The organism is Paenibacillus sp. FSL E2-0177 (assembly GCF_037992975.1).
GTDB lineage: Bacteria > Bacillota > Bacilli > Paenibacillales > Paenibacillaceae > Paenibacillus_AQ > Paenibacillus_AQ odorifer.
The window spans coordinates 469,179-483,279 of sequence record NZ_CP150307.1 but is presented as its reverse complement, the minus strand read 5'-3'; the positions used below and the strand labels follow the sequence as shown (position 1 = coordinate 483,279).

Genomic DNA, 14,101 nt, shown 5'->3' with positions numbered 1-14,101 from the left:
CAATATACCTTACCATAATCAAGAGGAGGAAGGGGAGTCATTTAAATTACTTAATCACCCCAGCTACTACGCTACCCAAACACTTCAGCCATTCCACCGCTTCAACCATTTCAGCCCACTACAGCCATCCCCAGCACCCCCGCCACCACAGCTACTCTACTCACCCAAACACCCTATAGCTCCACTCACTCCTCCATAAACTTCCACCACTCTACTAACCAAGGTTCATCGATCCCCCGCATGCGGAATTCCTCTACAAGTATCTTCCGGAATCGTTTTTCCATTTTGACAAAGTTATTATCCTCTTGGTACATAGGGGCAAAGGATTCATCATCTCTAATAAAACTCCAAAAATCGCCCGCACACTCCATAATCTTTCGGCCGACAGTCGTTTGTTTGGCTACAGGTACCAGCCATTTGTCATAGGGGTAGGGGTAACCTTCAATAGTAATGGCACAGCGTAATGCTTCTTTATAAAGAGAAACCGCTAAAAATAAAATAGGAAAGGCGTCGCCACGCACTACAGGATTATCTAAGCTTTTGGCATAACTTCGTAACTGTATGTATGAATTCTTACGAAATCTCATTAGGACTCCAGGTTGGAGGGGCACATAGGCATCAAAAAGTGACTTTACATCCAATCGGTCATAGTAGATATAAGAAATAGAAGCATTCCACAGCCATTCCATATTTCCGCTCATTAACGCCGCTTTGATTTCTGATATTTTATGCAGTGTGTAATGTCCGGTCTTGCCGCTGGGAAGTCGTAAATCCATAAAAAAACTACTTTGCTCCGGGATCAGCCCCGCTTGCTCGAACCGATGATTAATGCTGCTATAATACTCGTCCTGACAAATAATGATTACATCCACATCCGACTGCTCATCCACCACACCAAGTGCGGTCGATCCATCAAGGAGAATACTTACCCGCTGACTCTCCTCTTTCATTAACGGATGATTTAGAATTTCTTGTGTGATATACTGCCCAATTTCCTCTAATAATTCGCTATGAACCTGCATCTTATCAGGTGTTAATAAAATATCCGACAACACTGATTTCACCATTTCAACCCCAACCTCCAATCAATCTCAATTTCTCAAAAAATAAAACGCTTACACCTAACCTAATATTTGGATAATGGAGTACCATTCTACACTCCTAATATATATCTTGCAAGGATAAATGAAGTACCCTTTTGCCTAAGCCTAAATATAATGAAGTATCTATTTACTTGGAAAGGGGTAAAAGCATGGCGCAGCCAAAAGTGATTGCTACAGTCCGCTCTGCCGGACCGATCGGAGATATAAAAGTAAATGTCGTCACGAATCGAGTATACTTTGTAAACCCAGACACCGAGGCTGGAACTATCGGGGTATTGGAGGGCAGAACTAATCGCATTATCGCTCGGATCCCTGTAGGAAGACTGCCGTCTCAGCTCGGAATCAACCCCCAAACCAACCGGATTTATGTACCTAACTTCCGTGACGAAAACGTATCTGTCATAAACGGGCGGACAAACCAGGTAATCAAAACTGTCAAAGTAGGCCGATTCCCAGACAATATCGGAGTAAATGTTCGAACCAATCTGATTTATGTAACTAGCGCATTCGGAACCCTATTCGTCATAGACGGGAAAACAAATCAGGTCCGTAAAAAGATTGAAATCGGTGGACGCCCCTCCAGAATTGTTATCAATGAGCTTACCAACCGTGTCTATGTGACCAATACAGTAAATGATAGCGTCACCGTCATTAACGGAACTACACAGGCGATCATTGCGACAATAAAAGTCGGAAGTAACCCCGTGATAGCGCCAGCACTTAATAAAATTACCAATCGTATTTATGTCGCTAATAACTTGAGCCGGTTTCTTTCTGTGATCAATGGCCGAACCAATAAATTGTTGCGTAATGTACAGCTGGGACGTTTGCAAAGTGAGGTCGTTATAAATCCGCTGACGAATCGTATTTATGTCTCAAGTGCACAAGTGGAGGGTAAGGGCAGGCTGTTTGTCATAGATGGGCGCAACAACAAAATTATAACCACAAAGGTGTTGCCTACCTCCTCCAACACGATTATCAACCCGAATACAAATCATTTATTTGTTGGTAATTTTGATAAGAATCATATGTCCGTTTATAACGCCACCACGTTTAAACGGCTCGCAAGATTCTCCTCCGTATCAGGCAGCACTGTGCTAAACCCGCTCACAAATAGAATTTATGTAGGTGGAAACGACTCCATAACGGTCATTCAAGATGGACCAAGACTCACTCAGAGTTCTATTTTTAATTAAGACAAAAAGACGCCCACCATAGGTGAGCGTCTTTCTACATATCAAATTACATCGATCTAGCGGATGAAACTTGTTTAACAGCCACTTTTTCCTCGACTGTTTCTGTATCCTTAGGCTGTATCCCTCTTTTTATGAAGAAAGCTAGGATAAAGGCAATAATGGCAACGCCTACTGACACTAAGAACGCATCATTAATTCCTTCGATCGTTGCTTTTGCGATGACTTGGTTTTGAATGCCAAGCAATTGCTCTGCAGAAGGCTTAGCCGTTAATTTACTCACAGCTTCAGCTACCATATCTTTGACATGTGATGTGGTACTGTTAGACATAATCGTTACAAGCAGCGCCCCGCCAATCGCCCCGGAGACTTGCTGAATCGTACTGTTCATGGCTGTACCATGTGGTGTATATTTAGCCGGGATGGAGTTCAGACCATTGGTCATCACAGGCATCATAACCATTGAAATCCCGAACATTCTCACAGAATACAAAATCATAAGTGTCGAATATTTCGTTGTCTCAGTTAGATCACTAAAGAAATACGTACTGATCACTACGATAGCCAGACCGATTAACGCTAAGACTTTGCCGCCGAATTTATCGAACAATTTACCTGTGATTGGAGACATAACCCCCATAATCAACGCACCAGGCAACATTAGGAGTCCCGAATCCAAAGGTGAAATGCCTCTAATATTTTGCAGATAAATCGGCATTAACATCATGGCTGAGAACATCGCCATATTCAGTGTAATCGAAATCGCTGAGGATAAAGCGAACATCGGATATTTGTACACTCTGAAGTTAAGCATAGGCTCCTTCATCTTCATCTGGCGCATAATGAATATCACTAAACCAATAACCCCGATAATAAGGGTGGAGTAGACCATTGGATCATCCCATCCTTTATTCCCAGCGGAACTGAAGCCGTATAGAAGACCCCCGAACCCAATCGCTGATAGAACTACGGATAGAATATCAATTTTAATAGCCACATCTTTTTTAGGATCATGCAGTTTGAAGAAGGCAAGAATGAACACCAATACGGCGATCGGTGCAATCATAAAGAACAGCACAGGCCATTCATAATGCTGAATAATCCATCCTGAGAGTGTAGGACCAATGGCTGGTGCAAAAATCATAACCAAACCAAACATCCCCATGGCCGAGCCACGTTTTTCAGGTGGAAATGTGGTGAACAATACATTCATTAATAATGGCATCATAATCGCGGCCCCTGAGGCTTGGACCATTCTCGCAATCAATAATACAGGGAAACTTGGAGCAAAGCCTCCAATGAAGGTCCCTATTGCAAATAATCCAATGGCGATTAGGAATAATCGTCTGGCTGTATACTTTTGAATTAAAAAGGCCGTTGAAGGAATCATGATCCCGTTCACTAACATATAACCCGTCGATAACCACTGTACCGTTGAGGCACTGACATCAAAATCCTTCATAATCGATGGTAAAGCTATATTGAGCAAGGTATTACTCAGTAAAGCAACAAATGCACCAATCATAAGGATTGCCAAAATCCCATAGGACGCTTTACTTTCTTTCGTTTTCATTTTGGAATCCTCCATTCTATAATCATACCGTCGGTTCAATTTTGAACTTATGTTACAATGTAGAATATATTACTCTTATATTTACTGCTTGGCAAGTCAGAATTCATTTAAAAACTAAATTGTATTAAGTGGAAATATAAGCTAGTCTATTCTACGTGAAGTGTTTTTTTGCACAAAAGAGTCCAGCTTAAAGGGGCACCTAAGATGATAAATAAACGGAAAGAGCAAGTGATTCAAAAAGCACATGAATTATTTATTGAAAAAGGCTACCACGCCACATCCATACAGGACATTCTGAATCACAGCCGGATCTCCAAAGGATCTTTTTATAATTATTTCCCTTCCAAGGGGGATCTCTTTAAAGCTGTATTCACCTCTATTCATGACCAGCTGGAAGAAGGCAGAAATGGCCTGCTCATTGGCCAGGACCCCTCTGACATTGATATATTCGCTAAACAAGTTCAACTGGTTATGAAAATCAATAAAAAAAATAAATTGTTGCAGCTGGTTGAAGATGCCCTGGTCTCCAATGATCCGGACTTAATTACGTTCATCAAAAAAACTAAATTCACCTTATTAACCTGGGTGCATGAACGTTTCCTGCATATATTTTCTGAAGATAAAAAGCCCTATCTACTGGATGGAGCCATCATTTTCACAGGCATCTTGCAACATATGCTGCAAATTAACAGTGCCATGAATGAAGCCATTACCTCTCAACAAATCATTAATTATTGCACTACTCTTATCCAGACGATTGTTGAGGACTTAAGTGAAAAAGGAATGCAGCTTATCTCCCCCGATCATGTAGGGAAACTATTGCCTGTTGCTGAATACACTGATTTTTTTAATAATGATTTATCGTTTGCGACCGTAAGCTTAAAAAAAATCATAGATAAATCATTCGCCGCCGATGATCCTAGCCTGTCCAATGCACTGAAGCTGTTATATTTTATCCAAGAAGAGATCATGAACAATAAGGAACCAAGAGAGTTCTTAATCGAAAGCGCCCTGCTCTCCTTGAAAATGTGCCCTCAGTTTAATGAAACGAAGGAATTTGCACATTATCAGACAGTGTTATCTGCAATGCTCTAAGCACAATCAAAGTATGGCTTCAATCATTTAAGCGTATTCTAAACGCAAGGCACGAAACTAAAAGTGTGGTGACCGATTTGTTCAAGCTTTTATTAATCGAAGATGATACAACGCTGTTTAATGAGATCAAAGAACGGCTTACGCAGTGGTCTTATGATGTATATGGCATTCAAGATTTCAACAATGTTACGCAGGAATTCACGGAAATCAAACCTGATTTAGTGATAATTGATATCCAATTACCCAAATTCGATGGATTTCATTGGTGCAGAATGATTCGCTCTCACTCTAATCTGCCGATTATCTTCTTATCCTCTCGGGATCATCCGACAGATATGGTGATGTCCATGCAGCTGGGAGCCGATGATTATATCCAAAAGCCCTTCCATTTCGATGTACTCATTGCCAAGGTGCAAGCCATTCTCCGGCGGGTGTACAATTACAATACGGATAACATTGAACTCAAAACGTGGTGCGGAGCTACCGTCGATTATGAGCGGAATTCAGTGACCAACGACACGGGAACGATTGAGCTTACCAAAAATGAGATTTTCATATTGAAATTGCTCATTGAGAAAAAGAATAAAATTGTCACCCGCGAGGAATTAATTAATAGCTTATGGGACGATAAGCGCTTTATTAGCGATAACACCCTTACCGTCAACGTAAATCGGCTGCGCAAAAAGCTCGACGAGCTTGAATTAGGGGCGTTTATTGAGACGAAGGTTGGACAAGGCTACGTAGCCATTGAAGAGGATTCTCTATGATTAAAAAGTACCTGCTCGAAAGACTCGGTTGGATTTTTCTTTTTCTCTTTGTACATCTATTTATGCTCTTTATCACCTTTATGGACCCGACCATCCCCCTGTCTTCAGTGCTCTATCTGGTCTCTTTATCGATGATTTTTTTCGTAATTTTTTTAGTCATTCGCTATCCTAAGGAAACCAGATTTTATAAAAGCTTAAATGAGCGCGACGATGATCTCGATCTGACAAGCATCGCTCTTGCCGAAAGTCCTTTTGAGAAAATCATCGAAGAGAGCATCACCAACCAAGTGAGACTGTTAAAGCAGACTGCTTCAGACAATTTAATGAATTTGGAGCAAGAGAAGGATGAGCTGTTATCCTGGATTCATGAAGTAAAGACTCCACTGACCGCAATGCATCTAATGATTGAGCGTATAGAAGATGATGTTATGAAGGGGCACTTGACCTATGAGTGGCTGCGTATTCACCTGCTGCTGGATCAGCAGCTCCATCAAAGACGGATACCATTTATTGAAAACGACCTGTACATGGAGCAAATCGATATAGAAACGCTTATTTTTAGTGAGATTAAGACATTACAATCTTGGTGTATTCAGAAGGGAATCGGCTTTGAGTTGAACTTAGAAGCTGCTGAAGTGCTTAGTGATGCTAAATGGCTGGCTTTTATCCTCAGACAACTTCTAACCAACGCCGTAAAATATAGTGAGGCTTCTGATATTACAGTGAATAGCTACCAGCAAGCTGAACATATCGTTCTTGAGGTGAAGGATTGCGGGCGCGGGATAGATCCGAAGGACCTGCCGCGCATCTTCGACAGAGGGTTTACTTCCACTACTGTACATCGCGACAATGCCGCCACAGGCATGGGCTTATATTTAGCTCAGAAAGCAGCTCAATCCTTACTCATCATCATCGGGGTTCAATCCAAGCTCGGAGCGGGATCAACATTTACGCTAACCTTCCCACTCAAAAATGAATTCGTTAAAATCTCAAGCATGTGACAACAATGTCACATGCTTTTATATTTTGTTCGGGCAATCGCAGGATAAGAACAATAAACTTTTTTATAATAAAGCTATACAAGAAGAAACGAAGGAGTGAATCATTATGGCAATTCTAGAAGCTACTAAAATTCATAAAAGCTATGGCAATAAATTAAACAAACAATCCGTGTTAAGCGGACTCGATATTCGTATAGAAGAAGGCGAATTCGTTGGCATCATGGGGCCTTCCGGTTCAGGTAAAACCACCCTACTCAACGTACTCTCGTCGATCGACAAAATCAGTAACGGATCTATTACCATCGAGGGCAATGAAATCTCCAATATGAAAGAGAAGCAGCTTGCTGAATTTCGCAAGAATCATTTAGGTTTTATATTTCAAGAATATAATCTCTTGGACACGCTGACGGTAAAGGAAAACATCCTGCTGCCACTATCCATTACCAATACACCCAAGAAAGCCGCCAATCAGAAATTCGAAAGTCTCGCAAAGGAATTGGGGATTTTGGAATTAAAAAATAAGTACCCCAATGAAATCTCTGGCGGTCAAAAACAACGTACCTCAGCAGCTCGTGCCTTCATTCATGATCCAAGTATTATTTTTGCAGATGAGCCTACCGGGGCGCTGGATTCTAAATCCGCTTCTGATTTATTAAATAAGCTAAGTGAACTCAATCAAAAACGAAAAGCAACTATCGTTATGGTTACACATGATCCAGTGGCTGCCAGTTATTGCAGTAGAGTTATTTTTATAAAAGATGGAAAAATCTATACGCAACTAAATAAAGGAGAACAATCAAGACAAGTTTTCTTCAACGACATTATAAAAACACAGGGTGTATTAGGCGGTGTGCAGAATGAGCATTAATGTATTAATGATTCGAAATCTGCGAAAAAACATCCGAAATTACTACCTATACGTATTTGCGCTAGTTTTTAGTGTGGCCTTATATTTCGCCTTTGTCACCTTGCAATATGATCCCTCGATGGATGAGCTGGAAAGCTCTATCAAAGGGGGCGCAGCCATCACGGCTGCCTCGGTTTTACTAGTCGTAATTGTCTCTATTTTCCTGTTGTATGCTAATACGATCTTTATCAAACGACGCGGCAAAGAAATTGGCTTATTTCAGTTAATTGGAATGACCAAAAATAAAATTTTCCGCATTCTTTCGGCAGAGAACTTTATCCTATATTTCGGTTCCTTGATCCTGGGGATATTAGTAGGCTTTTCTATCTCAAAATTGATCCTCATGATCTTATTTAAAATAATGGGGGTCGATGCTATAGCCTCCCTTCATTTCTCTATCGAAGCTTTGATTCAGACATTGATCGTATTCTGTGTGATTTATCTTTTGATCATGCTGATGAATTATGGATTTATTAAAAGACAAAGTATCTTATCCTTGTTCCGGGTGACCTCAACAACAGAAGGTACAGTGAAAAAGTTATCCTTCTTTGAAATGATCATAGGGATTGTCGGAATTGGCCTAATCCTACTGGGCTATGTGCTCTCCTCTAAATTACTTACCGACGACGTAACCTCAATGAATCAATTGGCTATATCCATGATTACTATTTTGGGATCCGTCATTATTGGGACCTATCTATTTTATAAAGGCTCGGTAAGTTTTATTTTTCATATCATTCGTAAGCGGAAAAACGGCTATCTGAACATTAGAGAGGTTCTATCTCTTTCCTCCATTATGTTTCGCATGAAATCCAATGCCGTATTATTGACCATCATCACAACGGTATCGGCACTAGCCCTGGGTTTATTATCCCTTAGCTACATTTCCTTTTACTCTGCTGAGAAAACTTCCAAGCAATATGTCCCAACGGATTTTGTATTCACGAATGCCCAAGAGGCTGAACAATTTACAAAGATCCTAACGGCAAATGATTTAGTATTTACAGAAAGAAGGACCCAAGTCCTTCAGGTCGATGTAGATGTTGAAGAGATTCTTGTTAAAAAACCGGACGGAGACAATATGTTTTCAAATATTATGACCCTGGCGGTCATAAGTGAAAATGCACTTGAAGACGTTGATCTAACTCCAGATAAAGCTTATTTTACGAAATCAAGCAGTGCACTGGATAATTTTGTTACTATGAAAGATAAAGGTGCGATTGAACTCAAAGGGTTACATGAGGTTTTTCCACAGGATTATAAAAGATTAGATATCGAAAGTCCCATTTCAGGGTATTACACAGGAGGTGGCTTACCGGTTGCGGTTGTAGACGAATCGATCTTTAAGCGCTTAAAGAAGGATTTAGATCCTGCCCTTCAAAGAGGATCCTCCCTTAATATCGGGATTGATATGAAAGTCCGGGCCAGCGTTGAACAGGCAAATGAACTTTTTAAGACCTTGAAATTTGATGAGAAAAACAAACAAGACTCTCAATTAGAGTCGATAAAAGGTCAAAAACAAAATATGGGACTCATTATGTTTATCGTTGCTTTTCTGGGGTTAACCTTCTTGATTACCTCCGGATGTATTCTATACTTTAAACAAATGGATGAAAGTGAAAATGAAAAACCTAACTACACCATTCTGAGAAAGCTAGGGTTCACGCAAGGTGATCTGCTCAGAGGTATACAGATGAAACAATTGTTCAACTTCGGTATTCCATTAGTCATAGGTCTGCTTCACAGCTACTTCGCCGTTAAATCCGGCTGGTTCTTATTCGGCACAGAGCTTTGGACACCGATGATTCTGGTGATGCTGTTATACACTGCTTTGTATTCGATCTTTGCAATATTGTCCGTCTTCTATTACAAAAAGGTAATTAAAGAGGCGCTTTAAAATAACAAAGGTGTTCCAAAAGCCATCATGGCTTAGGGACACCTTTGTTTGATTTGATATCATTTACAGGTAGGAGGCACCGGCATCTATCGGACACAGATGAACCTCTTTCTAAGTAATAGCGTCACTGGAGTCCGAAACCCTGCTCTATAGGCTAAAAATTCGCAAATAACGCCAACGGGGTCCGTAACGCTCAGAGGATCTGTCGAATCCCTCAGCTATTCACAATCCCCAATACAAATCCATCATAACCTTTGCTTCCCACCGTCTGAATGGCAGTAGCCGAAATTCTAGGCTCTTCAGCCAACAGATCATAGAATTCCCGTACGCCTACTACACGAGCGTCTTCGCTATTCTCATTAATGACCTCCCCTTCACGAATCACATTATCTCCAAGGATCACCGTTCCGGGCTGGGAGAATTGCAGCGCCCACTTTAAATAGTTAGGATTATTCGGTTTATCGGCATCTATAAAAATAAAGTCGAAGGGTTCAACGCCCTCTTGTTTCATCTGAGACAGTTGCTCTAATGCATCCCCTACACGAAGCTCTACCAGATGATCCACCTCGGCAAGCGAAAGATTAGCTTTAGCTACCTGCGCATGAATAGGATCCAGCTCCAAGGTAACTATCTGTCCGTCAGACGGCAGGGCTCTTGCCATCCAAATCGTACTGTACCCGCCCAAGGTGCCAATCTCCAAAATCCGGCGTGCACCTTTCATTTGCACCAGTAGATTGAGGAATTTCCCCTGACTAGGCGAAACATCAAAGGGCGGCAACCCTGCCTGTTGATTGGTGACCAACACTTCTTCCAACACAGCGTCCTGTGGAATCAGGCGCTCTGTAATATACTGATCGGCTTTATCCCAAGTAGTCGTTTGATTCATATTTATCACTTCTCCTTTAGTATTGATTTTGGTTTAGATGAACTTATAAATTCCACATTTAGGGATCGTTCGTAACTACGAGGAGTGTTTGGACTTCCGGTCGCTGTTGTCTCCAGATTTCTTCAATTTAAACACTGTTCATGGTTGAAATCCGGAGACAAAGGCGATCGCTACGCTCCTAAAGTTCCAAACCTCCTCTCCATTATTCCTTTCCCTAATCTCATCTTTCCAAGTTCATCTTTATATCTGTATTGTAAATCAGTTATAATCATAAATATAATATATCTTTATATTTAATTTATATATTTAATATATGAATCGAAGAATGGGAGTTTAACCATGAACCTACATGCCTTACGCTTATTCCATGTAATCGCATCGGCAGGCAGTGTGACACGCGCTTCAGAAATTTTAAATATAAGTCAGCCTGCCATCACTGCGCAGATTAAGAAGTTCGAAAAGGAACTGTCCTTTGCCCTATTTAAACCTCAAGGCAGAGGAATTGCTTTAACGGATGCAGGGGAAGAGCTTACTCTACTCGCCAAGCGACTATTCGCCGTAGAACAACAAATTGAGCAATTCGCTCAAGATTATGTTAACGGCAGTAACGGAAGTATCCGTCTAGCCGCAACGTATTTGCCTGCTCACTTTCTCATTCCTACCTGGATTGCAAAGTTTAAGCAGCAATATGAACAAGTGGAGATGATGATCACCACTACCAACTCAAGTGATGCCCTCAAGCAGCTGTTAAATGTAGATGTGGATATAGCTATTTATGGAGGAATCGCCGAGGCTTATCCAGATACAATCCAGACAGAGGAGTTATTTCAGGACGAGTTATGGTTTGTAGTCGCACCCGATCATCGTTATGCCAATCAGCAAGTTTCTCTATCCGAAATGATGAAGGAACCCTTCGTTATGCGTGAAGAAGGGAGTTCAACGCGGGAGCGATTATTATCTTTATGCCGCACATACAACACACCCGCTCCTATCATCTCTTTGCAATTTAATGGACTACATGAAGCCATCAAAGCCGTTATCGCCGGATATGGTGCAAACTTCGTTTCTTCATTAGTCGTACGCAAATATGTAGAGCGTGGAGAATTGTGCCGAGTATATGTAGAAGGCGTCCATCTGAAAAATACCATTGCGATCTGTACACGTAAAAATGAGCCCTTATCAGCAGCCGCAGTGAATTTAATTGAGATGATTCGACACAATCCTTATACGATATAGCGGAATGATTGCTCATTCCCAACAAAAGAGGCCTTCCCTTTCGGGAAAGCCTCAAAGCTTCTTTTTTACACCGTCCGATCCAATTTAACTTCAAACGCACCTCCAGTTACATAATCCATGTACCTAGTATTTCCGTCGAAATCCAAATAAGCTTGATAGCGGGTACGAATAGCCGCTGCAGAAATCAGATCCAGCACCTTCTCCTTGGCTACCCACATCACTTCAGATGTTTCCTCCGAAGTACTTAATTCTCCACCCACGGGCTTGCAGATAAAGTCTAACATGACCTTGGTAGGAACATCCGTCTCACCGTCATACCATTTATGCATACCTGTATTCGAATACACGCCAATCAGTTGAGAAACAACGACATCTATTCCACTTTCCTCTTTAATCTCGCGAATTAGTGCATCCATTAGGTTTTCTCCAACTTCCACTTGTCCTCCAGGAAATACCCACCCACCATGATGTGTTTTTACTAAAAGAATATCTCCCTCTTCATTTATTGCAATTCCACCCACCGCTACAATATGTGTTGGCCAAGCCATAGATAGCACCTCTTTTTTTAGAAGAGTCTAGCAATTTATCGATAATCTGTAAACGATATTTTTCTATTCCATAACGCTTTAAAAGCTTCGCACTGTTCTATTAAATCATCAAACTTCCCTTCCCCAACAATTGACCCTTGATCCACTACCAATATCTTATCAACGTCTTTTATAAAATTAAGCCTGTGGGCCACAATGATGATAGTTTTGTCCTTAAATTCATTCAAAATCGTCTCCATAAGACTTTGCTCAGTGATATTATCAAGCGCTGACACGGGCTCATCCAGAATTAGAATATTTCTTTTTTGGGCAATGACTCTGGCAAACGCTAATCGCTGTCTTTCGCCTCCTGATAATTTGAGACCTTTTTCGCCTACCAAAGTATCTAAGCGATCCGGTAAATGGCTTACTTTTTCCTGCAAATGAACTTTTCCCAGAATCTCATATAGCTCTTCATCGGACAGAGTATCCTCATCAAATACAATATTATCCCTTATCGTAGCATCAAAAATCGGCGTATCTTGGGATAGATAGGAAATATGATCATAGTAGCTATTCAAACGAACCTCATCGATATCCTTACCGTCCAGTAAGAGTTCACCTTCGCCCTTTTTTAATAACCCCACAATCAATTTAATCAGCGTAGATTTCCCGCCTCCACTTAATCCGACAATAGCAACGGAAGCTCCTCGCGTAAGCGAAAATGACAGGTTATTCAGAATCTGCACATTCCCATAAGTAAAGGACACCTCCCTAAACTCAATATTGCCTTGGAGCTCAGTGATGGCTTCTCCGGATTCCAAGTTCTTATCTTCTGGGGCAGCAATAAATTCCTCGAATCTTCTGTAGGTCACTTTATTCAGTCTGTAATCTACAAATAAAACATTAAAGATGGCAATTGGGGTATAAATTTTATCGATGAACATAAACAATGCGACCACAATACCTAGTGAGGTCTCGCCTGCGACAATGCTTTTCACACCATAAATCAGGACAACAACTTTAATGATCGTGACAAATAACTCGAATATAGCAAAAAAAGCTTCATGGATCATTTTTAGCTGAGCATTTTTATGAATGATAGTGCGTGCAGTCTGGCTTAATTTACCGATCTCTTTCTCATATCTCTTGTTGGTTCTAAAGACGACCAATTCCATAAACCCGCGGATAGAGAATCTGGACATCTTTTCTTGCTCTTGGAGAATGGTAGCCTTCATGGCATACAGAAATTTCAACAACAGATTTGTTATCAGAAAGACAACCACGTAGCCAGCTGCAATCACTAACATGATCCTTAGATCATAGAAGCTGATAAAGACTAGACTGAATAGAAGAGTAGGTAACAACTCATGTAATGTTTTGAGAAAAAAAGAAAAAATAATGCTGTTTCCAGCCGCTGCCCCGTTCTCGATCACCTTAATCATCTGCCCTGTTCCCATATCCTGATACGCTTGATAATCCATTTTTGATATTTTGGACAGTGCAATAATCTTTAACCGCTCCGTGATGCTGTTCGATAAAAACACACTCGGGTATTCGTCTATATAATTCAGGATCGCCACCCCAGCTAGCAGAAACCCATACACCATAATTAATGTGGATATTTCACCAAAACTGTTGATTACCGTGGCCTTATCTAATATTTTTTGAAAGACAACAACCCCTAAACTACTTAACAGCTGAATGGCAAAACCCAATAAAATATAACCACATACCCACCACTTTAGATGAGCTAGACTCTTTTTTAACATATCATTTATCCCCTCTTTTAATTGAATGCAAAAAAGCCAGGCGCCTCTATCCCACTGTAAAAAACCATCCACAAATAAACGGTTCTCTAAGTTAAATAGGTTAAGTGCCTGGCTCTACAAAAATAGCTGCCTATGGCACCGTTC

12 protein-coding genes are annotated in these 14,101 nt (G+C 40.9%); 7 read left to right on the top strand and 5 right to left on the bottom strand.

Annotated elements, in window-relative coordinates; all coding sequences use genetic code 11:
- Window positions 1-185: 185 nt before the first annotated feature.
- A complete protein-coding gene (locus MHI25_RS02115; protein ID WP_340394866.1) occupies window positions 186-1,067 on the bottom strand; it encodes a nucleotidyltransferase domain-containing protein in 882 nt (293 codons plus the stop codon).
- Window positions 1,068-1,252: 185 nt separating this feature from the next.
- On the opposite strand from MHI25_RS02115, the gene MHI25_RS02110 reads away from it, so the two are divergent.
- Window positions 1,253-2,299 carry a YncE family protein gene (locus tag MHI25_RS02110; protein ID WP_076278911.1) on the top strand — a complete coding sequence of 349 codons (1,047 nt, stop codon included), beginning with the start codon at window positions 1,253-1,255 and terminating at the stop codon, window positions 2,297-2,299.
- Between the two features lie 46 nt (window positions 2,300-2,345).
- On the opposite strand, the gene MHI25_RS02105 is transcribed toward MHI25_RS02110, so the two are convergent.
- On the bottom strand, window positions 2,346-3,869 hold the full coding sequence (locus MHI25_RS02105) for a DHA2 family efflux MFS transporter permease subunit (RefSeq protein WP_076124605.1): 1,524 nt from the start codon (window positions 3,867-3,869) through the stop codon (window positions 2,346-2,348).
- Between the two features lie 204 nt (window positions 3,870-4,073).
- On the opposite strand from MHI25_RS02105, the gene MHI25_RS02100 reads away from it, so the two are divergent.
- From MHI25_RS02100 to MHI25_RS02080, 5 genes are all read left to right on the top strand, one after another.
- Entirely contained in the window at window positions 4,074-4,964 is an 891-nt protein-coding gene (locus tag MHI25_RS02100; protein WP_340394865.1) for a TetR/AcrR family transcriptional regulator, read from the top strand.
- Between the two features lie 77 nt (window positions 4,965-5,041).
- Window positions 5,042-5,731 (top strand): response regulator transcription factor, encoded by a 690-nt coding sequence (locus MHI25_RS02095; RefSeq protein WP_076124606.1) that lies wholly within the window; start codon window positions 5,042-5,044, stop codon window positions 5,729-5,731.
- Window positions 5,728-6,732 (top strand): sensor histidine kinase, encoded by a 1,005-nt coding sequence (locus tag MHI25_RS02090; protein WP_076218981.1) that lies wholly within the window; start codon window positions 5,728-5,730, stop codon window positions 6,730-6,732. Before MHI25_RS02095 ends, MHI25_RS02090 begins: the two co-directional genes overlap by 4 nt.
- Window positions 6,733-6,838: 106 nt before the next feature.
- Entirely contained in the window at window positions 6,839-7,600 is a 762-nt protein-coding gene (locus tag MHI25_RS02085) for an ABC transporter ATP-binding protein (protein ID WP_038568421.1), read from the top strand.
- Window positions 7,590-9,536: an ABC transporter permease gene (locus MHI25_RS02080; protein ID WP_076185672.1), complete on the top strand. Its 1,947-nt coding sequence runs from the start codon at window positions 7,590-7,592 to the stop codon at window positions 9,534-9,536. The genes MHI25_RS02085 and MHI25_RS02080 overlap by 11 nt, the downstream gene beginning before the upstream one ends.
- A gap of 214 nt (window positions 9,537-9,750) precedes the next feature.
- On the opposite strand, the gene MHI25_RS02075 is transcribed toward MHI25_RS02080, so the two are convergent.
- Window positions 9,751-10,422, bottom strand: coding sequence for an O-methyltransferase (locus tag MHI25_RS02075; RefSeq protein WP_340394864.1), 672 nt, complete (start codon window positions 10,420-10,422; stop codon window positions 9,751-9,753).
- Window positions 10,423-10,761: 339 nt separating this feature from the next.
- On the opposite strand from MHI25_RS02075, the gene MHI25_RS02070 reads away from it, so the two are divergent.
- Window positions 10,762-11,658, top strand: a complete 897-nt coding sequence (locus tag MHI25_RS02070) for a LysR family transcriptional regulator (RefSeq protein WP_076185668.1) — start codon at window positions 10,762-10,764, stop codon at window positions 11,656-11,658.
- A 65-nt stretch (window positions 11,659-11,723) separates the two neighbouring features.
- Here MHI25_RS02070 and MHI25_RS02065 read toward each other — a convergent pair whose 3' ends face one another.
- Together MHI25_RS02065 and MHI25_RS02060 are read right to left on the bottom strand one after the other, a co-directional pair.
- A complete protein-coding gene (locus MHI25_RS02065) occupies window positions 11,724-12,206 on the bottom strand; it encodes an NUDIX hydrolase (RefSeq protein ID WP_076101239.1) in 483 nt (160 codons plus the stop codon).
- 35 nt (window positions 12,207-12,241) lie between these two features.
- The gene (locus tag MHI25_RS02060; RefSeq protein WP_340394863.1) at window positions 12,242-13,957 is read right to left on the bottom strand and encodes an ABC transporter ATP-binding protein; all 1,716 of its coding nucleotides are present in this window, start codon (window positions 13,955-13,957) and stop codon (window positions 12,242-12,244) included.
- Window positions 13,958-14,101 lie beyond the last annotated feature (144 nt).